Source organism: Shivajiella indica (genome assembly GCF_042683085.1).
Taxonomy (GTDB): Bacteria; Bacteroidota; Bacteroidia; order Cytophagales; family Cyclobacteriaceae; genus Shivajiella; species Shivajiella indica.
In genome coordinates, this window is record NZ_JBHUIV010000015.1 from 18,671 (window position 1) to 43,602 (window position 24,932).

Sequence of the window (24,932 nt, forward strand, 5' to 3'; positions counted from 1 at the left end):
TCGTAGATTATTTTTTATTTAATATTATTTTATTGTTAAATTTATTAATAAGTATATATATAATTTTGTAAATTGAATTTAAACAATTATATTGAATATAAATATTAATTTAAAAAAAATATTATATGTTTTAATGAAAAATTCAAATATTTAAAAAAGTATATTTGTTTAGTTTTATATTTTAATAAAGCAGTAATTATTCCAAAATGAATTTATCATACATGGAAATCTTTTATAAAAAGCCGATTTTAATTTTCAAAATTCTTAATCTTTAAATTCAATGGTTATGAAAACAAAAAGCAGACATTTTGGAATCCTTAAACTGGTATTAATAACAGTTTTTTTAATACCTGTTTCCTTAGGGGCTTTTGCCCAGAGAAAATCATGGACCGACTCTGAATTTAATGCAGCTTTGAAAAATGCTTATGAAAAGTACAAAGACTATAAGGAAGGAGCCAATGCCAATTACATTCCAGAATTGGACAAAGTGGATCCGGAGCTTTTTGGATTGGCTATAGTGACAGTTGATGGAAAGATATTTTCAGCAGGAGACCTGAACACAGAAGTTTCTATTCAGTCAATTTCAAAGGTTTTTACTATGGCTAGAGTAGTGGAAGATTCCGGTGCACTAGAAGTTCTGGAAAAAGTTGGTGTGGACGCAACAGGGATGGTTTTCAATTCCATTATTGCCATAGAAATGAATAAAGGTAAAGAAATCAACCCCTTAGTTAATCCAGGTGCGATTGCCACGACAAGTTTGGTAAAAGGAAATACCTATGATGAAAAGTGGAATATGATAAAATCTACTTATGATGATTTTGCAGGAAGAAAATTGGGTATTGACCAGCCGGTGTATGAAAGTGAAGCAGCTACCAATCAACGAAATCAAGCCATAGCCATGCTATTGAATGCCTATGGAAGAATGTATTTTGACCCCATAGAGACCACGGATATTTACACCAAGCAATGTGCGGTGGCTGTGAATGCCAAAGACCTTGCTATTATGGCCGCCACTTTGGCCAATGGGGGAACTAATCCAGTTACAAAAAAGAAAGTAGTTTCTTACCAAACTGTTGCTCATGTAATCCCTGTGATGGCCACAGCTGGTTTGTATGATGATAGCGGTCAATGGATCTACAACGTAGGATTACCAGGGAAAAGCGGTGTAGGAGGAGGAATTATTGCTTTTTATCCAGGGCAGTTTGGGATAGCAGTCATTTCTCCTCGTTTAGATGCAGCAGGAAACAGTGTCAGGGCACAGGAATCGATTAAGCATATAGTGGCTGAATTGGGTTCAAATCCTTTTTACGTACAGCCTAAAAATTAAAACTGATTTTACAAAGCGGCAGGCAGAGAGAATTCTTTTCAATTTATGGGCTTTTAGATATTGATATGAGTCTATTTATCAATATCATGATTGACCTTTTTCAAAAATGCAATCCAACCTAATCCCTTAAAAACAATGGAATCAACTGAAAATAAATTATATGCAGACAAAAGAAACATTTATTTCTTTTTGATTCTGGGAATTTTTTTTGCTGTTAATTTTCAAAGTTTTGCCCAGAAAAAGGAATACCTTTTTAACGATTCCCATTTCCATCTCACTAACTATATTCAAGAAGGGCCAGGCATAAAAGAATTCCTCGGTTTAATGGGGGATGATGTTGGGAGAGTGGCCTTATTCGGGATTCCATTGCAGCAAACCTGGTCTTTTCAAAATTCAGGGGAATATGCCCCTACATATTATCTGGAATCAGATGCCCCACTGTATTATTATTCATTTACGGATGCTAACATAGCTCTTGAATATTTATCCCTTTCTGAGAGCGACAAGAGAAGGTTTGAACCAATGATTACAGGGTTTAATCCAGCAGATATGTATGCTGGGGACCATATCCGAAGGGTTTTATTATCCTTTCCGGGGGTTTTCACAGGGATAGGTGAATTTACCATCCACAAAGAGTTTGTTTCACCAAAAGTTGCGGGTGAAACAGCAAGTTTAACCAACCCAGCTTTGGACAGGATTATGGAAATTTGTGCTGAAACAGGTCTTTTGGTGGTGATACATAATGATATTGATATTCCTTTTCAAAAAGATGGTAAAGAGGCTGTATATTTTTCTCAAATGATTGATTTGGTTGAAAGGCATCCAAATACTACAATTATTTGGGCGCACACAGGCTTAGGAAGAGTAGTCCATCCCTTAAGAGATTCAAGAGGAGTAGTTAGGCCTGAAAGGAATCCTAATCATCTGGAATTAATCGAAGAAACTTTGGCTAACCCAAAATACAATAACCTTCATTTTGATATTTCTTGGGATGAAGTTGCAAAATATGTGATATCCAATCCGGAAAATATAGATGCCTCAGCAAGATTATTGGAAAGGTTTCCTGACAGGGTTTTATTTGGGACAGATGTGGTTGCTCCAAGAAATAAAGAGATGTATATGGGTGTTTATGAATTGTATAAGCCTTTATGGGACAAACTTTCTCCATCTACAAGGGAAAATGTTCTTAAAGGGAACTTTGAAAGACTTTTTGATCAAGCAGCTTTAAAAGTAAGGGAATGGGAAAAAGCAAACAAGAAATAATGATTCTTGAAAAAAATACCATATCACTTTCTAAAAAAAAGCTCAGTTTAAATTTTCAATTGGGTTATCCTTCAAAGTTTTCGCAATTTTTTGGTTCTTTTTGATTCTTGTGAACTCAGGTATTTTGTATGGACAAATCCCTTCTAATCCACCTGGAGAAGAAAGGGATCCCAATTTTCATATTCCCGGCTTAGGATTTCAGGTATTTGAAGGTGATAAGGGATCACTTTCCATCAGTTTTTATTCGGTTGTAAGGTACCTTAACCAAAGAAGAATTGATTCCACTTTCACCGACTCCTTTGGAAGAGATTTCAGTGTAAAAAGAAGGAACGATATCCAATTTCAAAAAGTGATGATTTATTTTAAAGGTTGGGTCTATACTCCTAAATTTAGGTATTTGCTGTACACCTGGACAACAAATGTTAATCTTGGACTACCGGCCCAGGTAGTAGTTGGGGGGAATTTTCAGTATGAATTTCATAAAATCCTGAATTTATTAGGGTTGAGAGGTCCCCCGTTGGTTATTTGGCATATCCTACTAATGTAGGGGCAACAGGTTGGGTCTTTATGGCGAATTTGGAGTTTTTCTTTTGATCGAAAGTTGACAGTTTCAATTATACTTCTTCAAATACTACTTAAACCTTAATTTCCCCTTACTTTTTGGAAGGAACATTCAATACACCATCCTGAATCATCCTGTCCACAACGACAGTTGCAAAGTCAAGCGCTGCAGATTCTATATTTCCAGGGTTGGTAGTTTCGGATTGGGCAGACCAAACCATATCCCCGGATTTTGCATCGAACAACTTGATTTCGATAAAATAGGATTTGTCAGTGGTATAATAACCAGGGCTATAGGCCATGGCTCCATATGCACCATAATATCCCCTGAATCCGTAGCCGGCCATAGGATAGGCTGTTCCTTGAACATACCGTGTTTCTGAGGTCTGATCAATCAAGCCCATAGTCAGCAAACCGTCATTATTTCCTTGTTGCATGGCGGTCACAATCTCGTCAGGTTTAACATCTTCTAATTTGCCCCCGGGTTTAAGGGTATTCACGCTGGTTTGTGCATCAATGCCATTTGTTTTAAGAATTTGGGCAATATCTTCTTCAATTGTCTTCCGGTTAATAAAGTTGTCCGACATGGCAAAAACATAAAGGTCTGAATACTTTTTGCTACCGAGTTCCGGATTTTTCCAAGATCCTACAATTTTCGTTGCAGGTGAACAAGAGACTATAACAAATGAGATGGCAAATGCAAATTTTGCCAGAGCGCCTATCTTGGTTTTCATATAATTGTCAAATTGATTTTAGATATCTTATGCTCTAATTTAACATTAATATTTTAATTTTGATAGACGACTCCGCTTAATTACTTTCATGATTTTAAAGAACTTTCATTTTCTAATATTTTTATTTTTTCTCATAGGTGTTTTTGATGTAAATGCCCAGGAAAGAGACACTGTATATCTGAGAAATGGACAAATTATGGTGGGAAAATTAAACAGTATCAATTTGGGCATTATTGAATTTGATGATACTGATCTTTCTCTTCAAAATGTTAAATATCATAAGATCAAAACGATCAGGGCAGTGTCCAGAACTTACAGAATAGAAACAATCGATCAAACAGTTTATTTTGGTGTTATTAAGCCTTCGGAAGTTTTTGGAGAAGTAATCATTGATGATGGGTTCATTGAAAAAGCCTATCCAATTGTTGACATTTACCATTTGGTTACTTTAGAAAAGAAATTTATTAAAAAAATAAAAGGTACGATAGGTGCGGGCTATTCCTACACAAAATCGAGTGATATTGGCAGGACCAATATAGATTGGGATTTAAAATTTACAGAAAACAAATATCAGGTTGATTTTTCAGGTTCCTTTATTTTCACCAACAATCAGGGAGAAAAAACCAGAGACAGGGAAGCCATTACTTTGGCGGGTATATATAATATTTCACCTGTTTTATTAGGAGGGGTTGCACTAAACTATCAAAGAAACATAGAGTTGGGTCTGGCAAGTCGTATTCAGCAGTATTTAGGTATTGGGCGGAGATTTTTATTTAAAAGCAACCTTCAAGGAGCATTGATTTCAGGAGTTGTAATGAACCAAGAAACGCCATTGGAAGGGAGTTCTTCAGGGAATTTGTTTGAGTTACCTATTCAATTCAGGTTAGATTATTTTCATTATTCCATGCCAAACCTTTCTTTTTCCATTGTCCCTAAATATTTCGTGGGTTTAAACCAGGGGGGAAGAAAAAGGTATGATGGGGATACGAGGGTGAATTGGGAAGTTATAAAAAACCTCAATTTAAGTTTGCAGTTTTATTCCAGTTTTGATAGTCAGGCATTGGAAGGAAGCAACACAAACTTTGATTATGGCGTTATATTTAATATTGGTTACAAGTTGAAATAATAATTTTTATAAAATGATTAAAAAAGACATCGAAGGTTTTTCCCCATTGGTCAATCCGGAGGAAGAGGAATTCTTTGCAGGACCTCAGACCAGATGGAAAGAATTTAAATTTATTGTTAAGGTTTTGATTGAATTTATCAGAGGATTTCGAATGTTGCACTTTGTTGGGCCGTGTGTCACCGTCTTTGGTTCTGCCAGATTTGAGGAAAATGATAAATTTTATCAATTGGCAGTACGGGTAGGAGAAAGGCTGAGTAAAATGGGATTTACGGTAATGACAGGTGGTGGTCCAGGAATCATGGAAGCAGCTAACCGAGGAGCAAAAAACGTAGGTGGTAAATCCATTGGCTGCAATATTATCCTACCTTTCGAACAGCATCCAAATCCCTATTTGGATAAATGGATGGATTTCAAATATTTCTTTGTGAGAAAGGTGTTGCTTTCCAAGTATAGCTTTGCCTTTGTGGTGATGCCAGGAGGATTTGGGACTTTGGATGAGTTTTTTGAAGCCTTGACTTTGATACAGACAAAAGTGATGAAGCCATTTCCCGTAGTATTGATGTGCAGCGAATTTCATGAACATTTATATGAATATATCCACCATTTAGCCGATTATGGCACGATTAATAAAGCTGATTTGGATCTGTTTTTGTTAACAGATTCAGTTGAAGAAATGGAAGAACATATCAGAAAATATGCGATTGAGGGTTATGGATTAAAAAGGAAGGTGGAAATAAAGCCTTCACATGTATTGGGCGAAAATTGAATATTTTCATAATTGATTTTTTGAAATAGTATTTTCCAACAAAATTAGAGTGACCAAAAAATTAGGATCAAAGGGATACCAATCAAAACAATTATTGCCTCCAACGGAGCACCAAGCCTTATGTAATCAGAAAAGGAATACCCACCGGGTCCCATTATCAATGCATTTCCCTGATGACCTATGGGGGTAAGGAACGCGCAGGATCCCCCAACTGCCACTGCCATTAAAAATGGATCTGGATTTACACCCAATCCACTTGCAATATTTAAGGCAATAGGCGCCATGAGAACCACTGTGGCCGCATTATTAATAATATCAGATAAAAACATGGTCAAAACCAATACCAGTCCTAATATGAACCAAGGGGGCAAGCTTTCCTTAAAAATTAGAATTTTTTCTGCCAACCAAACTGCACCTCCAGATGTTTCCAGTGCAGTCCCAAGGGGTAATAAGGCACCGATTAATATGATGACAGGCCAGTCAATGGAGGTATAAATGTCTCTAAGGGGAATGACTTTAAAAAGAATTAAAAGTAAGGCTGCAAGTGTAAAAGCTATTTCCACTTTTAGAATTCCGGAGATAATCAATGCCAAGGATAATCCAAAAATGGAAAGAGCCACCAGAATTTTTTTGGGTTGACCTAAATTGATGCCTCTATCAGCTAATGGTAAGCAACCCATCCTGTCAAGGGCTTCATCTATTTTATCACTTTCACCCTGAACCAATAATACATCCCCGTTTTTAAAAGCAACATGGTCAATCCTTTTCCTTATTTTCTGGTTTCTTCTTGAGATGGCCAAAAGATTTATTCCATACCGGTAGCTCATATTCATATTGGAGGCAGTTCTTCCAATGATTCTTGAATTTTCCATGACCACTGCTTCAACCAGTGAAATTTGCTCTGATTCATTCTTTTTATGGGCATGTTTTTCTTTTCCTACCAGCTTAGTATTGGAGTCATCAATAAACTCTTTGATATCTGAAGGGTCTCCCTGTAGAGTGATTATATCCTTTTCCCGAAAAATGAAATTTCTGCCCGGTGCATAAATCATTTGGTCATTTCTAATGGTATTCAAAATTTGAATATTTCCATTGGTGAATTCAAGGATTTTGCTCCTTGGTTCCCCTTTTAATTTAGAGTCTTCTGCAATAACTACTTCAGTGATATAATCCTCAATATTGAATTTATTGGTTTCCTCACCCTGAGGTGATCTTTTTGGTACCAGACGCCAGCCAATAAGGATGATAAAAACCAATCCTATCAAAGTAAGGCTCAAGCCCACCGGTGCAAAATCAAACATGCCAAATTCCTCACTTACATGTTCAGCCCTAAAGCTGGAAACTATGATGTTTGGAGGGGTTCCTATAAGTGTAATCATGCCTCCCAATAAGGAAGCAAAAGCAATGGGCATGAGATAGGAAGATGGGGATTGGCCACTTTTTTTTGCCAAATGGATAACCAAAGGAATGGTCATGGCCAGTGCCCCGACATTGTTCATAAATGCGGAGGCCAGACTTACCATCGCGCAGAGTACAGTTAATTGCAAAGTGAAGCTTAAATCCTTTTCCATCATCCATCGGGCAATCCATTCAATCAGACCTGATTTGGAAAGACCATGGCTTACTATGAGGATCATGGCTACGGTGATTACAGCTGGATGGGCAAACCCGGAAAATGATTCTTCTGCAGGTATTAATCCTGTAATTACCAATAAAAGCAAACAAATTATCGCAACCAAATCATACCTTAGCTTTCCCCATGCAAAAAGTCCAATTGCCAAAATCAATATCCCAAATACCAGTTCTTTTTCCATTTTAACAAAAGTTCCTTTCCCTATCCAAAGGAAACATCCAGAATCATCATCACCACAAAACCTACCATAAATCCAAGTGTAGCCAGGTCAGTGTATTTGTCTCTTTGGGTTTCCGGAATTACTTCTTCCACTACGACAAATATCATGGCCCCGGCGGCAAATGAAAGCGCAAAGGGTAATACATTTTTCATGTATATCATGGAAATAGCACCCAATACTCCTGCAATGGGCTCAACAATCGCAGAAAGTTGTCCATACCAAAATGCCTTCCACCTGCTGGCTCCATTTCTTCTCAAAGGCATAGATACAGCCATTCCTTCCGGAAAATTTTGAACCCCGATACCAATTGCCAAAGCAACAGCTGCTGCTACAGTGGTGCCATCCAATCCCTGAGCTGCGGCTCCAAAAAGGATCCCAATGGCAAGTCCTTCCGGAATATTATGCAAGGTGATTGCGAGCAGCAATAATGTCGATTTATGCCAGGTGGTTGGAAGGCCTTCAGTTTCTGTCTTTTTGAAGTTGATATGAAGGTGTGGAAGAAATTTGTCTAATCCGAAAATAAACAATCCTCCAACAAGAAAACCTACAGCCACGGGAAACCACGGTATTGTTGGATATATGTCCTGTGCAAAGTTTAAGCTTGGATTCAATAAGGACCAAAAGCTTGCTGCAATCATTACCCCACCGGTAAAGCCGAGCATGGTATCAAAAAATGCCCTGTTAACATTCTTAAATAAAAAAACGATAGATGCGCCAAGAGCTGTCATCAGCCAGGTAAAAATTGTTGCGAGAAGTGCTGATTTGACAGGTCCTATCTCGGTGGCTAAAGTTTCTATATAGTCTATCATTACCAAAGGATTTACGCAAAAATATCCAAGTTTTTGATAATTTGATAAATGCTTAGGTTCTATCAATAGGATGTGGCCAAGTTATCCTCCGGCCTTGATATAAATCCAGCCTTGTTCTTGTTTGATTACAAGTTCAAGTATGGCGGAGGGAACAAAATTGGCCAATGGCAAAAATTGGTCTTTATTGAGTTTACGTTGCTTGAGGGTATTTTCGCATACTACAAAATTCACTCCAAGTTCTTTTAAAGTATTCAGTTCTTTGTCAAACCGATTATTTTCCTGAAATAATAAATCTACTCCCATGCCATGGGTAACCACCTCAATTTTAGCATTTGGGGCTGCGGTCAGAACATTATTTAGCTGTCTGAGAAATTTGGTATGGATTTCAGGGTCACCATCTGTTAGTTGAAAAATTATTTTATGCTCAGATTGAGAAGTAACCTGAGCATGTGCCACGTTAAACATAAGTAGCAAAATGAAGAAGGAGAGTAAGTTTTTCATAGTGTTTTGATTTTCAATTTAAAATTTGGCCATTAATGTGAGGATAAAGTTTCTCCCAGGGGCAGAAATGCCTGAACTGTAGGTCCTGTATCTGATATTGGTAATATTTTCAATGCCACCACTTATTGTAAGGAAATTACTGATTTGGTAAATACCTTTCAAATTAAGGGTCGCCCAAGAAGGACTGTAAGGATTGCCGTTTTCATCAATGGCATAAAGTTCCGGTTTTCCTCTTTCCTCCAAGGGCAGTTCATAGTAACTGAAACCTCCGGAGTATTCCGAAAATAGCTGTCCTCTTAATTTTCCTTTCATAAATTCCAATCTGGATACGCCAAAAGTGGGAGGAGCATGTCGTGATGGGCTTGAAGCTCCATCCTCTGTTTCCTCTCTTCCTTTCTGAATATTAAGCTTGGAAGAAAAAGTTAAATGTTTGGAAAACTTAATTTCCAATGCTGCCTGTAATCCAATAATCCTTACAAAAGCAGCATTTTGCAAGGCAAGCACTTTACTCAATTCCCCATCATAAAAGATGCTGTCCTGTCCGTTTAAGGTTGAGGGTCTTCTAACCAGTGCATTATCCAAGTGGGTAAAATAACCTGTCAGGTCTATCATGACATTTTCTTGGATTACCCTGCTGGCGTTCAATTCAAAGTTATAGGCATATTCAGGTTTTAAATACGGGTTGGGAATCAAGACGGTCCCAGGTTCGGAATCAAATACTTTTCCAATATCGTCCACATTGGGCGTCCTGAATCCTGTCGAAAAATTTGTATGGAATATCCAATAATCAGTTGGGGTAAACACCCATCCAAGGTTAGCATTAAATGCTCCCTCTTCATTTTGACTTTTTTCAAAGGGCAGTGGATAAAATTCCAGATTATCCCTGAAATCGGCATTCAAAAGGAATCTATTGTACCTTAAACCTGCTTGGAATAAAGACTTTATTGAAATTTTTTGTTGATAGGAAGCGTAAATGGCATAAGATGCCCATTGGGAATCAGGGTATCTTGAAGCCCCGGGAACAATTTGCCCAGTTTCGATATTTTTGTCAGTTCCTGTCGAAACGACATCATTGATTACACCTTCCATGCCATAAAATATTTTGGCGCTTTTTGAGGGTAATTCTTTAAGGAAATCCAAATTGGCTGAATAAGCATCCACTTGTTCAACTCTGGTTCTCCTGATGGGATTGTTGAAATTCCTGTCTATTCTGCTTTCTTCAAACTTTTGAAAAGCAAGGTTTAGGGTCATTTTATCAAAATATCGGGAATCAGAAGAATGGCTTATTTTAAAATGATTCATCATCCAGATCTGAGGCCCATATTTCCATTCAGCAGATCTTGGGGTTCCATCAGGCCTGTACCGGATCAATCTGTCATATCTTGGAAAATTGGATGTTTCGGAATAATGGAAGGCATATTGGAAATCCCACTTTTCATTAGGGGAAAATCTGATTTTTTGCATTAAATTCAATTGGTCATATCCTGATGGAACCTGGATCCTAGGTTCATTATTTTCAATGATCACATCCTGGTCATTGATTCTATCTACATAGTTATTTCTCAGGAATTCATCAGGTCCTCTTGTGCCCATCTTTAAATCATCAAAGCTATATATACTGACACTGCTTACTCCTGCCCATTTTTCTCCTCCATATTTGATATGCACATGTCCTGTTTTTTCCTTGTTGGCAGAATTCGTCCTTAGCGTGATATTGCCAGATATAGATTCCCCATTTTCTGAAGATACCACTGGTTTTAGGGTCTGGAAACTCATCACGGCCCCAATTGCATCACTTCCATAAATGATTGCCCCTGGTCCAAAAAAAACCTCGGTGTTTTCCATGGCAAATGGATCTAGAGAAATTACGTTATGGAGATTTCCACTTCTATAAATTGCAGTATTCATCCTCACTCCGTCGACAGTATATAAGAGTCTATTGGTGGAAAATCCTCTGATCATTGGACTACCACCACCCTGTTGGCTTTTTTGAATGAAAACTTCTCCTGAGGTACCCAACATATCCGCCGTTGTCTGTGGGTTGAGCAATTCCATATCCGCTCTGCTTATGGTAGAAATTTTGGAAGGAATCTCCTCTCTGTTTTGGTTCCATCGGGTAGCAGATACCACTGCTTGTTGAAGAAAAATGGTGGTTGGAGTTAGAAATAATACAAATCCCTCATGTTGAATTTCTTTGAAGCTTTTAATAAGGGTTTTATATCCATAAAGCCTAATTTCAATTTTTTCAGCATTTGAAAAGGTGCTTAAATCAACTTCCCCTAAGTTATTTGAAATTGCCGTTTTAATAGGTTTTTGGCAATAAACCGTTACAAACTCAAGAGGCTCCTTGGTTTCTGAATCTTTTATTTGAAGCGTTTGAGCATGTAAAAGAAGGGTAGAAAAGGTACACAAAAATGCTAAAATTAGCCTCATGGGATAAAACGGTGTAATTTTTTGACAAATATGGAAAAATACTTTCAGGCATTTTGAAAATTTATTTTGAATGGATTTTTGACAGCGTTAAAAAATTCCTTCAAGGTTGACCTTGAAGGAATTAATGAAGCGGGCTAATGAATTTCAGTTCCTTTAAGCTTTGCCTCTAAGCATCAAGTTCCAGTACATAAATGGAAGGCCATATTTTTTCAAAAGCCACATTGAGTACTGTTCTTTTGAAGTGTCAACAAATTTTGAAATCATGGGGTCACTGTCCCTCACATTATTGTATTTAAACTCCGCAAGCACCATGGAACCGTAACCCGTCACCAAAGGACAGGAAGAATAGCCTTCATATATTTTGGTTCCAAGTTGTTTTTCTTTGATCAGTTTCAAAATATTTTCCACGACCACTGGTGCCTGTTTTCTGACAGCAGCTCCAGTTTTTGCTGTGGGCAGGCCTGCTACGTCACCCAGTCCAAAAACATTTGGATATTTTAGATGCTGAAGGGTATTGATGTCCACTTCCAACCAACCCTTATGAGGTCCTTCCTGGTATACCAAGGAGGAATTTCTAATAAAATCAGGGGCTTGTTGTGGTGGAGCCAAATGTAGCATATCATATTTTAGGGTGATTTCTTTGTCACCTGAAAGACTTTCCTGAAGATTACCGTTAATCAGACTTTCGAGGTTTTCTGCATCAGGTTTGATATACTTGAAGGTGATTTCTTTTTTTTGACCATCAATCTTAATCGGCGCATAGAAAGGTTTGAAATGGATATTTCTTTTTTCAATAATTTTAGTAAGTGTATCGGCAAAATCCTTTACACCAAAAATTACTGTACCTGGCGTAGCAAAAATTACATTTGCTTTATCTCTAATGCCTTTTTTCCTTAGAAAATGCTCAGAAAGGTACATAATTTTCTGAGGTGCTCCACCGCATTTGATTGGGGTATTGGCCTGGGTAAAGACAGCGTTTCCTCCTTTAAAATTCTGAAGCATTTTCCAGACTTTTTTGGGATCGGTATAAACTGAACCCACAAAATCTGTATCCATTGCTTCTTTTAGTCCTGGCAACAGGTCAAAATTCATAACCAGACCAGGGGCAACTATCAAATAATCATAAGTAATGTCGCCTGAGGATTTTGTTGAAACCGTGTTTTTTTCAGGGTCAATTCCAGCGGCATAATCTTTTATCCAATCTACTCCTTTTGGGATATAATCGGCTTCTTTTCTTTCAGTTTTATTAAAATCAAAAGTTCCTGCCCCTACTAAAGTCCAGGCAGGTTGATAATAATGTTTCTCCGAAGGTTCAATCAGTCCAATTGATAAGGATTTGTCTTTTAATTTGAGTTGGGCTGCTACAGTGATTCCTGCTGTGCCGCCACCTATGATGAGTATTTTATAGTGGCTCATGGGTACATGGATTTTTGTTTATAATTTAAATGTAGCTGGTTTTTTATTTAAAAAAGGTGATTTTAATCACAATAAAAAAAGCCCTGAAATATATTCCAGGGCTTTATAATGATGCAATATTTTAATTATCATTTAATGAATCGATATCAACGTCCAAGTCAATCAATTCAGGTGAAATTTCAAGTAAATCAGGAGCTTCTTCTGAATTGACAACTCCTCTGTCAATCAATTCAGCAATCATATCCATTTGCCTGCTCATATCCAGACCATCTGAATGGCCTTGTTGAAATTGCTTCAGGAGTTCATCATCAGAAATATTCGCGTATCTTGACCTTCTTACTTCTTTCAATTTGTTTTTTTGCTCCTCCAGCAATTTTTCTTTTCTTTCAGCTAGCTTAGCCTCCAGGGTTTTGACATATTCATCGGAAAGTGCGCTTCCATAGAAAGGTGTTTCATCTATGGCTACTTTTTCAGTGGTTCCATCTGTATGAACAATAGTAAACTGTTGTTCATCTTCCATGATGTACTCATCACCTGTATCTACATCCACTATTTTTTCTCCTTCATAAAGATATCTTTCTTCAATGCTTTTTTCCTTTGCACAAGACATCAATAAGGTAATACTAAGCAGGATTAACATTGTCTTTTTCATAATTGTCGGTCTTTTGTTTAATATAATGTTTTATTTTCTTTCAACTTCCATTTTTCAAATATTTTGCAGGCTTCCCGGATGGCAACGATTTCTGCATGAGCAGTGGGATCATTGGATTCCAAGATCACATTGGATCCTATACCTATTATTTTCCCATCTTTAACAATTACCCATCCAAAAGGACCTCCTTTGCCCGCTTCCATACCTGAATTTGATAATTCTATGGCCATTGCCATAAAGGATTTTGTTTCTAATCCATAAAAAGATTAGATTAATCAAACTGCTAACAAATAACTAGTCTACGGATTTTGGGCAGTTAGGTTTGGAAATTTTAAAGGAAATAAGAATAAAAATGGCTTTTATTAAAATTAAATTCCGAATTTGTCCTTGAAATATTTAAAAAATTAATTAAAATTTTACAGCATGCATCAAGTCAGCCACTTGTTCATAAACTCCAAAAATGAATCTTTATAATTTTCGCTGACCGAAATTTGGTGATTGCCAATATTGACAACATTTCTTGACACTGAGTCTATATGGTCCAAATTGATAATAAAGGATCTGTGTACCCTCATAAATTTTTCTTTAGGTAAAATTTCTTCCATATTTTTCAAACTGGTTAAAGACAAAATCGGATTGGGCTTGTCTTTCAAATGGACCTTAACATAATCTTTATAGGCTTCCACATGTGTAATATCATGAAGCAGTATTTTTACCAGCTGGTATTCGACTTTTAAAAATATATAATCTTCTTGTTTACTGTTTGTTCCGTTCTTAATGGAACCTTGTTGGGAAAGATTTTCAAAATACTGATAGGCTTTGGTAGAGGCTTTCAAAAACTCCTCATAGCTAAAGGGCTTTAATAGATAATCCATCGCATCTACCTTATATCCTTCAATGGCAAATTGGTTGTAGGCGGTTGTAAAAATAATCCGCGGTTTTTTTTCAGATTTTTTGCCATCCATAATTCTGGCGAGTTCCATCCCGGATAAGTCCGGCATTTGGATATCCAAAAAAACTAAGTCAACCTCATGTTGATTGAGATAGCCCAACGCCTGAATGGCATTGTCAAACTTCGCCTCAAGGGAAAGGAAAGAGGTCTGTTCAATAAATTTAGAGACCAATTCCAATGCCAGGGGTTCATCATCAACCGCAATACATTTGATTTTCATTTTAGATTAAGTTTGAGTACGATCCGGTATTCATTTTCCGGATTGCTATTATCAATATCCAATTGGTAGCTTCCTGGATATAACAAATCCAATCTTCTCATGGTATTGGTAAGGCCGATCCCACTTGAATTCCCTTCAGGTGTTTTCTCATTAGACTTAAATATGGTGTTTTGCGTTTTTAGAGAAAGTTCATTCCCTATTTTATCAATAGAGATCATAATAAAACTCTCTTTCTGCGAGCTGATTCCATGTTTAAAACAATTTTCTATAAAGGGTAATAGCATCATTGGGGCAATTTCTATGTCTTCGATTTTTTCCGGAAGTTTGATGTCAAGTTTTACCTTGGAGGATAATCGCATTTTCATCAATTCAATATAATCACGGATAAAATCAAGTTCTTTGCTTAAAAGTGTGTGGTTTTTTTCAGTTTCATATAATACATAGCGCATCATCCTGCTTAATTTAAGCAAAGCCGCTTTAGCTTTTTCCACATCAATATTGGTCAGCGCATAAATATTATTGAGTGTATTGAAGAAAAAATGGGGATTGATCTGGGCTTTTAGATAGGAAATTTCAGAATTTGTTCTTTGCCTTTCAAGCTCAAATCGGATTTTTTCATCAGACTGCCATTTTTGGACTACAGCTATGCTGGTACTTATTCCAACGGACATGGCAAAAACAAAAATATTGATAATGTCCCAATACCAATTTCTAGGCTTTTCAACATGAGGAACATTGGGTCTAAATGTCTCATGCATAATTTTGGACATGTGGAAATATTCATCAAAGGATACCAATATTAAGGTAAAAACAACACAAGCAATTAGGTTTGTTATTAAAAAAGCCGAAATCCTATTGTTAAACAAAAACTTAGGTATTAAAACAAAATAATTGAAATAGAATGCGATGATCCAAAGAGATAACGTAAGTACTTGTTTGATCCACCACAGTTTCGGCCATTCAATGTCTGAAGAAAACGGTCTTGACAAAATAAAAAATGAACCTATCAAAGTCCACGTCAATATGTGAATGAGGATAGGGATATTTTTTTTTATGGCACCTTCTTGCATTTTTTAATTCAACTGATTTCCAGCAAACTAAAAGAAAATTATGCGGATTATCCAATAGAATCTATGAATAGGCTGTTCTTATCGGCCAAATTCAGGGTTTGATGGATCAAGGTTAAAATTTTTATGTCAGAATTAATACGGTTTGGCAGCTGATTATTAATCTCAATGCTGAATGCTTGGCTTTGCTTCTCCTAAAAAAAAACAAAAATAATTTGAACAAAAGCCAATCAGATTTTCTTTAACATTCTGCCAGTAGGCAAATATGATCGACGAAAGTACAGTATTTAGGGTATTTAGGTGCAAAATGTGCACTTCATTAACTTTATCTTTAGATTTTGGGTATTGGTCGATATATATCCCGAGCTAGTCTATTAGGTTTTTTTTTGAATTCCCAATAGTATTCCTTTGTTGCAGTAAACTATCTACACGAAAGTAAAATTAGAAATAATGAAAATTTTAAACCAACTATTATTTACCGGGCTTTTGATTTTTGGAATTTCCCTTCAGAGTTCATTTGCCCAAACTGAAGGAGCAGAAAAGCCGATTTTCAAAATTTCAGGCAAAATCACTGAAAAGGGATCTGAAGATCCGATACCTTATGCTGCAGTGGCCTTATTGGAAGCTGAAAGTGGAAAAAGTATTGCTGGAGCAGTCGCTGATTTTGAAGGAGAGTTCATCATCACCAATTTCGGAAGCGGGAAATACCAGGTAGTTGTCAGCTTAATGGGCTATGAATCATTTAATACTCCGGTTCTGACCATTTCAGATTCCAATCCTTCCATAAATATTGGGACTTTATCTTTAACCTCAGATGCGGTCGCCCTTCAGGAAGTAACCGTCATGGGGCAAAGGGACCTAATTGAGGAAAAGGTGGACAGAACGATTTACAATGCAGAAAATGATAAAACACTCCTCGGTGGTGATGCAACAGACGTAATGAGAAGGGTACCTATGCTTTCGGTGGATATGGATGGAAACGTCTCAATGAGAGGAAGCTCCAATATTTTGGTATTGATCAATGGAAAGCAGTCTGCCATAGTGGCGACCAACGTTTCTGAGGCATTGAAACAAATTCCAGCTGAAGAAATCAAAGCGATTGAAGTGATTACTTCTCCTTCCGCAAAATATGATGCTGAAGGTACGGGAGGTGTGATTAACATTGTCACCAAAAAGAATAACCTTCAGGGAGCTACTCTAAATATTAACAGCAGTGCAGGTATCAGGGGATCAAACCTAGGATTAAATGCAAGTCTAAAGCAAGGAAAAATGGGATGGACACTGGGAGGATTTGGAAGATCCGGTTATAATATTTTAGGATTCTTTGAAAATAACCAGCTCGTTACAAATGCAGATGGAAGTACATTAAATATCATCCAGAATGCAGATACACGTAGCAACATGTTGTTTGGTAGATATAACCTAGGTTGGGATTATGATATTGACAAATATAATTTCCTTACAGCTTCTGTGAGTTTTGGAGTGAGGAATATGAGGAATAACCAGGATGATCTTTTTACAGAAACCTTTGCAGAAGAAGTTTTGGTAAGTTCATTGTTGAGGGATGTTAATGTGAATAACCTTTCCAACAATGTAGATGTGAATTTCAACTATACCAAAACCTATGAAAAACCGATGAAAGAATTCAGCATTTCATCCTTGTACAGCCAAAATAACCAGACCAATGATTTTATCAACAGTCTTTATAATGGGACTTTTGACGATATCGTGAGTAGGATAAAAAACAACAACCTTGGAAGAAACCAGGAATTTACCGTGCAGTTGGATTATGTGTTGCCAATAGGTTCCGGAAAAGATAAAATTTTAGAATATGGTGCAAAGAATATTTTAAGAAGAGCGCAAAGTGATTTCTCTTATTTTGAAGCAGAAGGTGCTGATGGTGAATTTGTGGAAGTGGATAATCCCACTTTATCCAATGAGTTTAATTATGATCAAAATGTGACAGCTGCCTATACTTCTTATACCACCAATTTCCTTAAAAACTATTCTTTGAAAGCCGGCTTGAGGTATGAATACACCAGCATCAATGCAGATTTTAAAACAGCGGAAAGCGAAACCGAAATTCCTTCTTACGGTTTGTTCGTGCCAAGTTTAAACCTGAGCAGAAAATTAGCAAATGGTAATATGCTGAAAGCAGCATACAACAGAAGGGTACAAAGACCATTCCTTAATTTCCTGAATCCAAACGTCAACGCTGCCAATCCACAGCAGATCAGCCAAGGAAATCCTTTGCTGGACCCTGAATTGACTGATAACTACGAATTGGCTTACAGCACCTTTACCAAAGGAATGACGCTTAACTTCACTACTTATTTCAGAAATACCACCGGGTCTATACAGCCGGTAAGGACTGTACTCGAAGATGATATCATCTTTACTACCTATGAAAATATAGGGTATGAAAAAGCTTATGGAGTTTCCATATTTTCAAATATCAATCTTTCCGGTAAGTTCTCACTCAACGGAAGTATTGATACCTACTATGCAAGACTGAATAATGGGCTGGAAGATCCCTTGTATGCTGCTAGCAACGAAGGTTTTGTGGTCAGTGGTAGGTTATTTGCAAACTACTCATTGCCTAAAAACTGGCAATTGCAGGCTTTTGGATTTGCAAGAGGGAGACAGGTCCAATTGCAGGGTTTTGGAGGAGGATTTGGAATGTATAGTCTAAACATTAATAAGCAGTTCAATGAGAGAAGAGGTAGCATAGGTTTTGGAGCTGAAAACTTCTTTACCAGTGTATTCACTATTAAAAATGAACTGCAGACTCCTACCATCATGCAGCAAAGCACCATCGGAATGAGAAATATGAATTTCAAAATCAATTTTAATTATAGGATTGGAAAACTCAGCATGGAGCCTTCCAGAAGGAAGAAAAGAGGGGTGACCAATGATGACATCAAAGAAGGAGGGGATAGTAATGGAGGGGCGAATATGAACAATAATTAATCAACATAGATTGTTTACTAGTGAAAACCGCATGGCATTAGCCGGCGGTTTTTTTATGTTCCTTGACATTAAAAAAGCCTATCAGGATTTTTCCTGGTAGGCTTTTTGGATTGGAATTGAATTTAAGTCTATTTTAAACTTCAATAAATCCCCATTTCCGAAATCCCAATTATTTATACATCACTTGCTTTACTGCTGCAATAGTTCTTTTTACATTGGGCAGGGTTGCTTCAATATAAGTTGGGGCATAACTCAATGGGACATCCATAGAATTTACCCTAATTACAGGAGCGTCAAGATAATCAAATGCATTTCTTTGTAAATGATAGGTGATTTCCGAAGAAATAGCAGCAAGTGGATTTGCTTCTTCTACAACTACACATCTGTTGGTCTTCTTAACCGATTCTACACAGGCTCCATAATCGATAGGGCGGACAGTCCTTAAATCTATTACTTCTGCTTCAATCCCCTCTTTTGCCAATTCCTCCGCAGCTTCCAAAGCAACCTTCATCATTTTACCAAATGAAATAATAGTCACATCTTTACCCTTTCTTTTGATGTCAGCTACACCGATAGGAAGGAGGTATTCTGCCTCAGGTACCTCTCCTTTGTCTCCGTACATCAATTCAGATTCCATAAATATGACAGGGTCATTGTCTCTGATGGATGCTTTTAACAAACCTTTGGCATCATAAGGATTAGAAGGGACCACCACTTTTAGACCAGGGGTATTGGCAAACCAGTTTTCAAAATTAGAAGAGTGCGTCGCTCCTAACTGACCGGCATTTCCAGTGGCACCTCTGAAAACGATAGGAACATTATAAGCACCCCCTGACATGGCCAGCATTTTTGCAGCGGAATTGACAATTTGATCAATTGCTACAAGGGAAAAGTTAAATGTCATGAATTCAATGATAGGTCTTAACCCGTTCATCGCTGCACCTACACCAAGACCTGCAAAGCCAAGTTCAGCGATAGGGGTATCAATAACCCTATCAGGTCCAAACTCATCCAACATACCTTGGGAAACTTTATATGCCCCATTATATTCTGCCACTTCTTCACCCATGAGAAACACGTTTTTGTCGCGTCTCATTTCTTCCGACATGGCTTCTCTCAATGCTTCTCTAAATTGAATAGATCTCATTATAAACAATATTTTCGCCCGTAAAAATAGAAACTAATCCCTCAAATGCAAAACCGGATTTGGTTATGCATGGGATAATTTGATTAATCTTTTATCAAATTCAATTGTTGGTTTTAAAGGGGATTTATTCGGGTTTTTTCAACGGTTTACCGGCGGCGACCCAATTATTAAGCCCTCCTTCCAACATGTATACTTTTTTAAATCCCAGTGCTTTCATTTTTTCAGTTGCAGGGATAGTCCTTTTGGCCGAGCGGCAATAGACATAATAAGTTCTGTTTTTATTCAGTTTTTTGATCTCTTCTTCGAAATTATCACCAAGGAAATTGATAAATTCTGCTCCTTCAATATATCCTTCAGCAGTCTCTTCCGGGGTTCGGATGTCAAGTATCACATTTTTTTTCTTTTGGTGTGCCTGTATATCGAATTGTTCAGGGCTAAGTTTTGGGGCTCCTTCTTGTGCAAATACCTGATGGGTAAACGTCACTGTGAAAATGATCACAAACAGGAGGATTGATTTTTCTAATTGAGGATTGATTTTGTACATTTTAAATTGATTTTTACCTGGTATAATAGTAACTATGGGTATTACAAAGATAAATATTATGCTAGTTTTTTTCTTGAAGGAAAGATTCTTTTAAGTTTTTCAGGTGAAATAACGGAGAAAAAGGGATTGAACTAGAACTTTATGGAATCAAGAAGTTTACCTGAATTATTGCCTTATTGGTGACCAATGTTGGAAAAAGTAGATTTTCTTTAGCACTAGAATTATTAAAAAATGGTAAAAATTGCCCTGATTTCAGATTCCCATGGGTATTTGGACCCCACTGTAATTGCACATCTGCAAGGGGCAGATGAAATTTGGCATGCTGGTGATATTGGGGAAATTGAAATGCTAAAGAACTTGCCTAAAGGAAAAATATTAAGGATTATAACCGGCAATATTGATGACCAGCAGGCGAGGCAATTGTATCCTGAGGAAGAAATTTTTGAGATTGAAGGGATTAAGGTTTATATGTTGCACATTGGTGGCAAACCTCCATCCTATGCAAAAGGTGTCAAAGCCAGGATTAAGTCCCTTGGTGTCCAATTATTTGTTTGTGGACACTCCCATATATGTAAAGTGGAATTCGACAAAAACCTCAATTGTCTGTATATGAATCCGGGCGCTATAGGACAACAGGGTTTTCATGTGATGAGGACCATGTTGCTGTTTGAAATAGAAAATGGTAAAATAAAAAATCTCCGGGTGGTGGAATTGGGCAGAAGGGGAAAATAAAAAAGGCAACGCTTTCCGATGCCTTTCTTATTTCTTTCAAGAGGGGAAAGGATTATTTATCAAAGCTTTTTTTAAGCTCTTCAATATCTACATTCTTGATTACCGGCTTGGCGCTCAATTGTTTGATTTTGATAACCCTTGTATTTTGACCTTGCCTCTTTCTTCTCAATTTTCTTTTTAAAGTCGTAACAGCCATCGTCTTATCTGTTTATGTTATCTGAAATGAAGCGCAAAATTAAGATAAAATTTTGATTTTACTTAACTTCGGGCAAAATTAAAATTCAGCATGTCCATTCAAAAACCAACTTTGCCGAAAGGAACCAGGGATTTTGGTCCCGTTCAGATGGCAAGAAGAAATTTTATTTTAGATACCATTAAAGACACTTTCAAACTTTTTGGTTTTCAACAATTGGAAACCCCGGCTATGGAAAATCTCAGTACCCTTACGGGAAAGTATGGAGATGAGGGGGATCAATTGCTATTTAAAATCTTGAATAGTGGGGATTTTCTAAAAAATGTACATGAGGAGGATTTAAATAAAGGAACTTCTTCTGTTCTTCCAAAAGTTGCTGAAAAAGGCCTTCGTTATGACCTGACGGTACCTTTTGCCAGGTATGTGGTCATGAACCGAAATGAGATTACTTTCCCTTTCAAGCGTTTTCAGATCCAGCCGGTATGGAGAGCTGACAGACCCCAAAAAGGAAGGTATAGGGAGTTTTATCAGTGTGATGCTGATGTGGTCGGTACAGATAGTCTGCTCTGCGAATTGGAAATTATTTTGATGATCAAAAGGGTATTTGGAAAACTTGGCCTTACCGATTACAGTATAAAAATTAATAACAGGAAAATCCTTACCGGTCTATCTGAGGTGATAGGAGAAAAAGGCAGAGAGGGGGAATTGTGTGTGGCCATTGATAAATTGGATAAAATCGGATGGGAAAAGGTCAAAGAAGAGCTTGGTCAGAGAAATTTCACCAAAGAATCCATTGAAAAACTCAGTCCAATAATTGACCTACAAGAAGGAAACCATGCCAAACTGGAATTTTTAAAGTCTTTTCTTGCTGCCTCTGAAACAGGGAAAAAAGGTATTGAAGAACTGGAATCGGTTTTTGAATTGCTAAGCACCTATGGCGAAACTGAGGCAAATGTGGATTTCGATGTGGTTTTGGCACGTGGACTTACTTATTATACAGGCGCAATTTTCGAGGTGAAGGTTAATAATGTGTCCATTGGTTCTGTAAGTGGGGGAGGCCGTTATGATAACCTGACAGGTGTTTTTGGTTTAGAGGGAGTATCCGGAGTCGGATTTTCATTCGGTGTGGATAGGTTATATGATGTGATGGAAGAACTGGGTTTGTTTCCCGAGGAGAATATGGAAAAAACCAAGGTTCTGATCACATACTTTGATGAAAAGGGTTTTACTTATGGACTAAAAATTTTAAATCAATTGCGGAAGTCGGGTATTTCATCGGAATTATATCCTGATGAATCCAAAATAAAAAAACAATTGACTTATGCCGATAAGAAGCAGGTGCCCTATGTAATTATTTTGGGAGATGAAGAGATACAGAACAATTCTGTAAGTCTTAAAGATTTGCAGTCAGGTACCCAGGAAAGTTTAGATTTGGATACCCTTATTGCAAAAATGAAATGAAAGAACAAAAATAAACAGTCATGTGAATTCCACCTCAAGAATTGAATTTTAAAATTATTATTTTTAGCGTAATGTTGGGGTATAATTCCTAAGGTGGGTCCAAACCTAATGATCAATCAACTTCCAAAATGGCATTGATCGGAATGTAGATGTCTGATTTTAAACATACAAAATCAGAACCAACCGCCCATACTGTGGTGTTTACCTGATAAGATTTTTCATCAGCAGTTTCAAAGGTGATGTTGACTTTGCTTTTCAGTAAATTGCCTAAAGCTTGGGCTCGCATCAGGTCAAAATTCCTTCTTCTTTTTACCATTTCATCATGGAGAACTTCTCTTTTGCAGAACTTAAGATCTTTGATCTGTTCTTTCTGGATTATTTCAATTGTCTTCATATAAGGTTTGGCTTTTTGATTTAAGTGGTACCGTATCAATCGATTTATTTTGTATAAGGTTTCAACTTTGTCATTAAATTTTTTTATTATTCGTATTAGCGGTATTTAATTTTTATAAACGGGAATAACCATAATTTTAATCTGTGAACTGCCCAAATGGAAGTGAAAGTAAATCACTTATATTTGTTGCTACTAAAATGAATTTCTATGTTTGATTTTATGAGTATCATGAATAAGGTGAAGGAAGCCCAGGCCAAAGTAAAAGAGGCCCAGGCAAGATTAGTTCACCTGAAAGCAGAAGGGGAAGCGGGTGCTGGGATGGTGAAAGTTACGGTAAATGGTAACAGAAAAGTAATTTCAATAGAAATGGATGATTCTCTCATCAATATGTCCGATAAAGAAATGTTGGGGGACCTTATTGTAGCTGCCACAAATAAAGCCATGGAAGAAATTGAGGGTTTGATTAAATCTGAGATGAAAGCGGCCACTGATGGCATGATGCCCAATATTCCAGGAATGGATTTTGGCAATATTTTTTGATGCAGAAAGCAGCTATAGTAATATTGAATTATAATGGTGGGGAGACTTTAAGGAAGTTTCTCCCTTCAGTTATCCGTTATTCCAAATTTCCAATAATCATTGCGGATAATGCCAGCGAGGATCATTCATTAGAGGTATTGGAGAAATTTCCAGAGGTTCAAGTCATAAGGTTAGATAAAAACTATGGGTTTGCTGGTGGATATACCAGGGTATTAGAATCCTTTAAAGGTAATTACCAATACTACATATTATTGAACTCGGATGTGGAGGTGACAGAAAACTGGGATTCTGGCTTAATTGATTGGCTGGATAGTCATCCTGATGTAGCTGCCCTTCAGCCCAAAATTCTTTCTTACCCAAGACCGGATAATTTTGACCATGCCGGAGCTGGAGGAGGTTTTTTGGATGTTTTTGGATACCCCTACTGTAGGGGAAGATTTTTTGATCACATAGAAAAAGATGAGGGCCAATATGATGATGATTTAATGGTTGATTGGACCTCAGGAGCCTGTATGGCTATAAGAGAAGAGGCCTTTCATAAGGGAAAGGGCTTTGACGGTGATTATTTTGCCCATATGGAAGAAATTGATTTATGTTGGCGCTTGAGAAGAATGGGTTATTCATTGTACTACACAGGTTCAGTGAAAGTTTATCATGTAGGTGGGGCTACTCTTTCTCCAAGTAATCCGCAGAAAACCTATTTGAATTTTAGGAATAGCCTTTTGACTCTAAGAAAAAACCTTCCCAATCTATATTGGTCAGCTATCTATATTTCCAGAATTTTTCTCGACATGCTTGCCTCTACAGTCTTTTTTTTTAAAAATGAGAAAAAGCATTCCAAAATGATTATTAAAGCACATTTGGACTTTTTGAAAATGCATAAAAAGTATGAAAAGGAACTTGGACCAAGAATCCCGCCAAGAGGGAGGGTAAGGTTCCTTCTTTGGAACTTTTATATTATGGGCAAAAGAAAATATACAGAAGTTTAATCAAATAAGACAGGATTATTCATCTTCCTTAAATATTTCCTAACTTTCATCATCATAGCCATGCTCACATAAAGGATAATGGGTGAACCTAAGGTGATGAATGAGCTATAGATGAAAAATAAACGGATACTATCGATGGGGAAATTTAATTTCTCGCCCAGTTTGGAACATACTCCAAAAGCTCTTTCTTCGAAAAATAGTTTTATCTTGTTCATGATAGTTGGTCTTAGTAAGAAGGTTAAATGTAACAAATAATTTCTAATAATTTCAATAATCTATTTG

Annotated in this window: 24 protein-coding genes; 10 read left to right on the forward strand and 14 right to left on the reverse strand. The window is 37.0% G+C overall.

The features are described from left to right. Positions 1-286: 286 nt before the first annotated feature. The 3 genes from glsA (at position 287) to ACFSKV_RS09385 (ending at position 3,137) form a co-directional block, all read left to right on the forward strand. Complete coding sequence (gene glsA, locus ACFSKV_RS09375; protein WP_380801749.1) at positions 287-1,327, forward strand: glutaminase A; 1,041 nt, start codon at positions 287-289, stop codon at positions 1,325-1,327. Between the two features lie 135 nt (positions 1,328-1,462). Continuing rightward, positions 1,463-2,590 carry an amidohydrolase family protein gene (locus tag ACFSKV_RS09380; RefSeq protein ID WP_380801752.1) on the forward strand — a complete coding sequence of 376 codons (1,128 nt, stop codon included), beginning with the start codon at positions 1,463-1,465 and terminating at the stop codon, positions 2,588-2,590. Between the two features lie 109 nt (positions 2,591-2,699). Then, positions 2,700-3,137, forward strand: a complete 438-nt coding sequence (locus tag ACFSKV_RS09385; RefSeq protein ID WP_380801754.1) for a hypothetical protein — start codon at positions 2,700-2,702, stop codon at positions 3,135-3,137. A 106-nt stretch (positions 3,138-3,243) separates the two neighbouring features. On the opposite strand, the gene ACFSKV_RS09390 is transcribed toward ACFSKV_RS09385, so the two are convergent. Continuing rightward, complete coding sequence (locus ACFSKV_RS09390; RefSeq protein ID WP_380801757.1) at positions 3,244-3,885, reverse strand: hypothetical protein; 642 nt, start codon at positions 3,883-3,885, stop codon at positions 3,244-3,246. Positions 3,886-3,973: 88 nt separating this feature from the next. Between ACFSKV_RS09390 and ACFSKV_RS09395 the strand changes: the two genes are divergently transcribed. Both ACFSKV_RS09395 and ACFSKV_RS09400 read left to right on the forward strand, forming a co-directional pair. Then, the gene (locus ACFSKV_RS09395; protein WP_380801760.1) at positions 3,974-5,011 is read left to right on the forward strand and encodes a DUF481 domain-containing protein; all 1,038 of its coding nucleotides are present in this window, start codon (positions 3,974-3,976) and stop codon (positions 5,009-5,011) included. Positions 5,012-5,024: 13 nt separating this feature from the next. Next, positions 5,025-5,777: an LOG family protein gene (locus ACFSKV_RS09400; protein WP_380801762.1), complete on the forward strand. Its 753-nt coding sequence runs from the start codon at positions 5,025-5,027 to the stop codon at positions 5,775-5,777. A gap of 44 nt (positions 5,778-5,821) precedes the next feature. Here the strand turns inward: ACFSKV_RS09400 and ACFSKV_RS09405 are convergent, their stop codons facing one another. The 9 genes from ACFSKV_RS09405 to ACFSKV_RS09445 all read right to left on the reverse strand — a co-directional run bounded on the left by ACFSKV_RS09405 (position 5,822) and on the right by ACFSKV_RS09445 (position 15,371). Then, positions 5,822-7,663, reverse strand: coding sequence for an SLC13 family permease (locus tag ACFSKV_RS09405; RefSeq protein WP_380801821.1), 1,842 nt, complete (start codon positions 7,661-7,663; stop codon positions 5,822-5,824). Continuing rightward, complete coding sequence (locus tag ACFSKV_RS09410) at positions 7,612-8,439, reverse strand: ZIP family metal transporter (protein ID WP_380801765.1); 828 nt, start codon at positions 8,437-8,439, stop codon at positions 7,612-7,614. The genes ACFSKV_RS09405 and ACFSKV_RS09410 overlap by 52 nt, the downstream gene beginning before the upstream one ends. An 81-nt stretch (positions 8,440-8,520) precedes the next feature. Continuing rightward, positions 8,521-8,940 carry a DsrE family protein gene (locus ACFSKV_RS09415; protein WP_380801768.1) on the reverse strand — a complete coding sequence of 140 codons (420 nt, stop codon included), beginning with the start codon at positions 8,938-8,940 and terminating at the stop codon, positions 8,521-8,523. An 18-nt stretch (positions 8,941-8,958) separates the two neighbouring features. Next, entirely contained in the window at positions 8,959-11,373 is a 2,415-nt protein-coding gene (locus ACFSKV_RS09420) for a TonB-dependent receptor plug domain-containing protein (RefSeq protein ID WP_380801771.1), read from the reverse strand. A 153-nt stretch (positions 11,374-11,526) separates the two neighbouring features. Further along, entirely contained in the window at positions 11,527-12,789 is a 1,263-nt protein-coding gene (locus ACFSKV_RS09425; protein ID WP_380801773.1) for an NAD(P)/FAD-dependent oxidoreductase, read from the reverse strand. 121 nt (positions 12,790-12,910) lie between these two features. Next, positions 12,911-13,441, reverse strand: a complete 531-nt coding sequence (locus ACFSKV_RS09430; protein ID WP_380801776.1) for a hypothetical protein — start codon at positions 13,439-13,441, stop codon at positions 12,911-12,913. A gap of 17 nt (positions 13,442-13,458) precedes the next feature. Then, entirely contained in the window at positions 13,459-13,677 is a 219-nt protein-coding gene (locus ACFSKV_RS09435; protein WP_380801779.1) for a nucleoside deaminase, read from the reverse strand. A gap of 192 nt (positions 13,678-13,869) precedes the next feature. Next, a complete protein-coding gene (locus ACFSKV_RS09440) occupies positions 13,870-14,613 on the reverse strand; it encodes a LytR/AlgR family response regulator transcription factor (RefSeq protein WP_380801782.1) in 744 nt (247 codons plus the stop codon). Continuing rightward, positions 14,610-15,371, reverse strand: coding sequence for a sensor histidine kinase (locus ACFSKV_RS09445; protein WP_380801784.1), 762 nt, complete (start codon positions 15,369-15,371; stop codon positions 14,610-14,612). The genes ACFSKV_RS09440 and ACFSKV_RS09445 overlap by 4 nt, the downstream gene beginning before the upstream one ends. A gap of 759 nt (positions 15,372-16,130) precedes the next feature. On the opposite strand from ACFSKV_RS09445, the gene ACFSKV_RS09450 reads away from it, so the two are divergent. Next, positions 16,131-18,650 carry a TonB-dependent receptor gene (locus tag ACFSKV_RS09450; protein WP_380801787.1) on the forward strand — a complete coding sequence of 840 codons (2,520 nt, stop codon included), beginning with the start codon at positions 16,131-16,133 and terminating at the stop codon, positions 18,648-18,650. A 169-nt stretch (positions 18,651-18,819) separates the two neighbouring features. On the opposite strand, the gene ACFSKV_RS09455 is transcribed toward ACFSKV_RS09450, so the two are convergent. Next, a complete protein-coding gene (locus ACFSKV_RS09455) occupies positions 18,820-19,797 on the reverse strand; it encodes a pyruvate dehydrogenase complex E1 component subunit beta (RefSeq protein WP_380801790.1) in 978 nt (325 codons plus the stop codon). A 124-nt stretch (positions 19,798-19,921) separates the two neighbouring features. Then, a complete protein-coding gene (locus ACFSKV_RS09460; RefSeq protein ID WP_380801793.1) occupies positions 19,922-20,341 on the reverse strand; it encodes a rhodanese-like domain-containing protein in 420 nt (139 codons plus the stop codon). A gap of 231 nt (positions 20,342-20,572) precedes the next feature. Here ACFSKV_RS09460 and ACFSKV_RS09465 point away from each other — a divergent pair, with 231 nt between their 5' ends. Both ACFSKV_RS09465 and hisS read left to right on the forward strand, forming a co-directional pair. Further along, complete coding sequence (locus ACFSKV_RS09465; protein ID WP_380801796.1) at positions 20,573-21,073, forward strand: metallophosphoesterase family protein; 501 nt, start codon at positions 20,573-20,575, stop codon at positions 21,071-21,073. A 286-nt stretch (positions 21,074-21,359) separates the two neighbouring features. Beyond that, positions 21,360-22,727 carry a histidine--tRNA ligase gene (gene hisS / locus ACFSKV_RS09470; RefSeq protein WP_380801797.1) on the forward strand — a complete coding sequence of 456 codons (1,368 nt, stop codon included), beginning with the start codon at positions 21,360-21,362 and terminating at the stop codon, positions 22,725-22,727. A 112-nt stretch (positions 22,728-22,839) separates the two neighbouring features. Here hisS and ACFSKV_RS09475 read toward each other — a convergent pair whose 3' ends face one another. Beyond that, positions 22,840-23,121, reverse strand: coding sequence for a hypothetical protein (locus ACFSKV_RS09475; protein WP_380801799.1), 282 nt, complete (start codon positions 23,119-23,121; stop codon positions 22,840-22,842). Between the two features lie 207 nt (positions 23,122-23,328). Here ACFSKV_RS09475 and ACFSKV_RS09480 point away from each other — a divergent pair, with 207 nt between their 5' ends. Further along, positions 23,329-23,661 carry a YbaB/EbfC family nucleoid-associated protein gene (locus tag ACFSKV_RS09480; RefSeq protein ID WP_380801802.1) on the forward strand — a complete coding sequence of 111 codons (333 nt, stop codon included), beginning with the start codon at positions 23,329-23,331 and terminating at the stop codon, positions 23,659-23,661. Then, positions 23,661-24,650 (forward strand): glycosyltransferase family 2 protein, encoded by a 990-nt coding sequence (locus ACFSKV_RS09485; protein WP_380801805.1) that lies wholly within the window; start codon positions 23,661-23,663, stop codon positions 24,648-24,650. The genes ACFSKV_RS09480 and ACFSKV_RS09485 overlap by 1 nt, the downstream gene beginning before the upstream one ends. On the opposite strand, the gene ACFSKV_RS09490 is transcribed toward ACFSKV_RS09485, so the two are convergent. Beyond that, positions 24,647-24,865, reverse strand: coding sequence for a PspC domain-containing protein (locus ACFSKV_RS09490; RefSeq protein ID WP_380801806.1), 219 nt, complete (start codon positions 24,863-24,865; stop codon positions 24,647-24,649). The genes ACFSKV_RS09485 and ACFSKV_RS09490 overlap by 4 nt on opposite strands. Positions 24,866-24,932 lie beyond the last annotated feature (67 nt).

Excerpts from the sequence above, each read along its gene's own strand:
- ACFSKV_RS09400 (WP_380801762.1), top strand. The coding sequence starts at position 5,025 with ATGATTAAAAAAGACATCGAAGGTTTTTCCCCATTGGTCAATCCGGAG.
- ACFSKV_RS09465 (WP_380801796.1), top strand. The coding sequence starts at position 20,573 with ATGGTAAAAATTGCCCTGATTTCAGATTCCCATGGGTATTTGGACCCC.
- ACFSKV_RS09475 (WP_380801799.1), bottom strand. The coding sequence starts at position 23,121 with ATGAAGACAATTGAAATAATCCAGAAAGAACAGATCAAAGATCTTAAG.
- ACFSKV_RS09480 (WP_380801802.1), top strand. The coding sequence starts at position 23,329 with ATGTTTGATTTTATGAGTATCATGAATAAGGTGAAGGAAGCCCAGGCC.
- ACFSKV_RS09440 (WP_380801782.1), bottom strand. The coding sequence starts at position 14,613 with ATGAAAATCAAATGTATTGCGGTTGATGATGAACCCCTGGCATTGGAA.
- ACFSKV_RS09390 (WP_380801757.1), bottom strand. The coding sequence starts at position 3,885 with ATGAAAACCAAGATAGGCGCTCTGGCAAAATTTGCATTTGCCATCTCA.
- ACFSKV_RS09395 (WP_380801760.1), top strand. The coding sequence starts at position 3,974 with ATGATTTTAAAGAACTTTCATTTTCTAATATTTTTATTTTTTCTCATA.
- ACFSKV_RS09435 (WP_380801779.1), bottom strand. The coding sequence starts at position 13,677 with ATGGCAATGGCCATAGAATTATCAAATTCAGGTATGGAAGCGGGCAAA.
- ACFSKV_RS09445 (WP_380801784.1), bottom strand. The coding sequence starts at position 15,371 with ATGCATGAGACATTTAGACCCAATGTTCCTCATGTTGAAAAGCCTAGA.
- ACFSKV_RS09490 (WP_380801806.1), bottom strand. The coding sequence starts at position 24,865 with ATGAACAAGATAAAACTATTTTTCGAAGAAAGAGCTTTTGGAGTATGT.
- ACFSKV_RS09420 (WP_380801771.1), bottom strand. The coding sequence starts at position 11,373 with ATGAGGCTAATTTTAGCATTTTTGTGTACCTTTTCTACCCTTCTTTTA.
- ACFSKV_RS09380 (WP_380801752.1), top strand. The coding sequence starts at position 1,463 with ATGGAATCAACTGAAAATAAATTATATGCAGACAAAAGAAACATTTAT.
- hisS (WP_380801797.1), top strand. The coding sequence starts at position 21,360 with ATGTCCATTCAAAAACCAACTTTGCCGAAAGGAACCAGGGATTTTGGT.
- ACFSKV_RS09485 (WP_380801805.1), top strand. The coding sequence starts at position 23,661 with ATGCAGAAAGCAGCTATAGTAATATTGAATTATAATGGTGGGGAGACT.
- ACFSKV_RS09425 (WP_380801773.1), bottom strand. The coding sequence starts at position 12,789 with ATGAGCCACTATAAAATACTCATCATAGGTGGCGGCACAGCAGGAATC.
- ACFSKV_RS09410 (WP_380801765.1), bottom strand. The coding sequence starts at position 8,439 with ATGATAGACTATATAGAAACTTTAGCCACCGAGATAGGACCTGTCAAA.
- ACFSKV_RS09430 (WP_380801776.1), bottom strand. The coding sequence starts at position 13,441 with ATGAAAAAGACAATGTTAATCCTGCTTAGTATTACCTTATTGATGTCT.
- glsA (WP_380801749.1), top strand. The coding sequence starts at position 287 with ATGAAAACAAAAAGCAGACATTTTGGAATCCTTAAACTGGTATTAATA.
- ACFSKV_RS09455 (WP_380801790.1), bottom strand. The coding sequence starts at position 19,797 with ATGAGATCTATTCAATTTAGAGAAGCATTGAGAGAAGCCATGTCGGAA.
- ACFSKV_RS09460 (WP_380801793.1), bottom strand. The coding sequence starts at position 20,341 with ATGTACAAAATCAATCCTCAATTAGAAAAATCAATCCTCCTGTTTGTG.
- ACFSKV_RS09450 (WP_380801787.1), top strand. The coding sequence starts at position 16,131 with ATGAAAATTTTAAACCAACTATTATTTACCGGGCTTTTGATTTTTGGA.
- ACFSKV_RS09415 (WP_380801768.1), bottom strand. The coding sequence starts at position 8,940 with ATGAAAAACTTACTCTCCTTCTTCATTTTGCTACTTATGTTTAACGTG.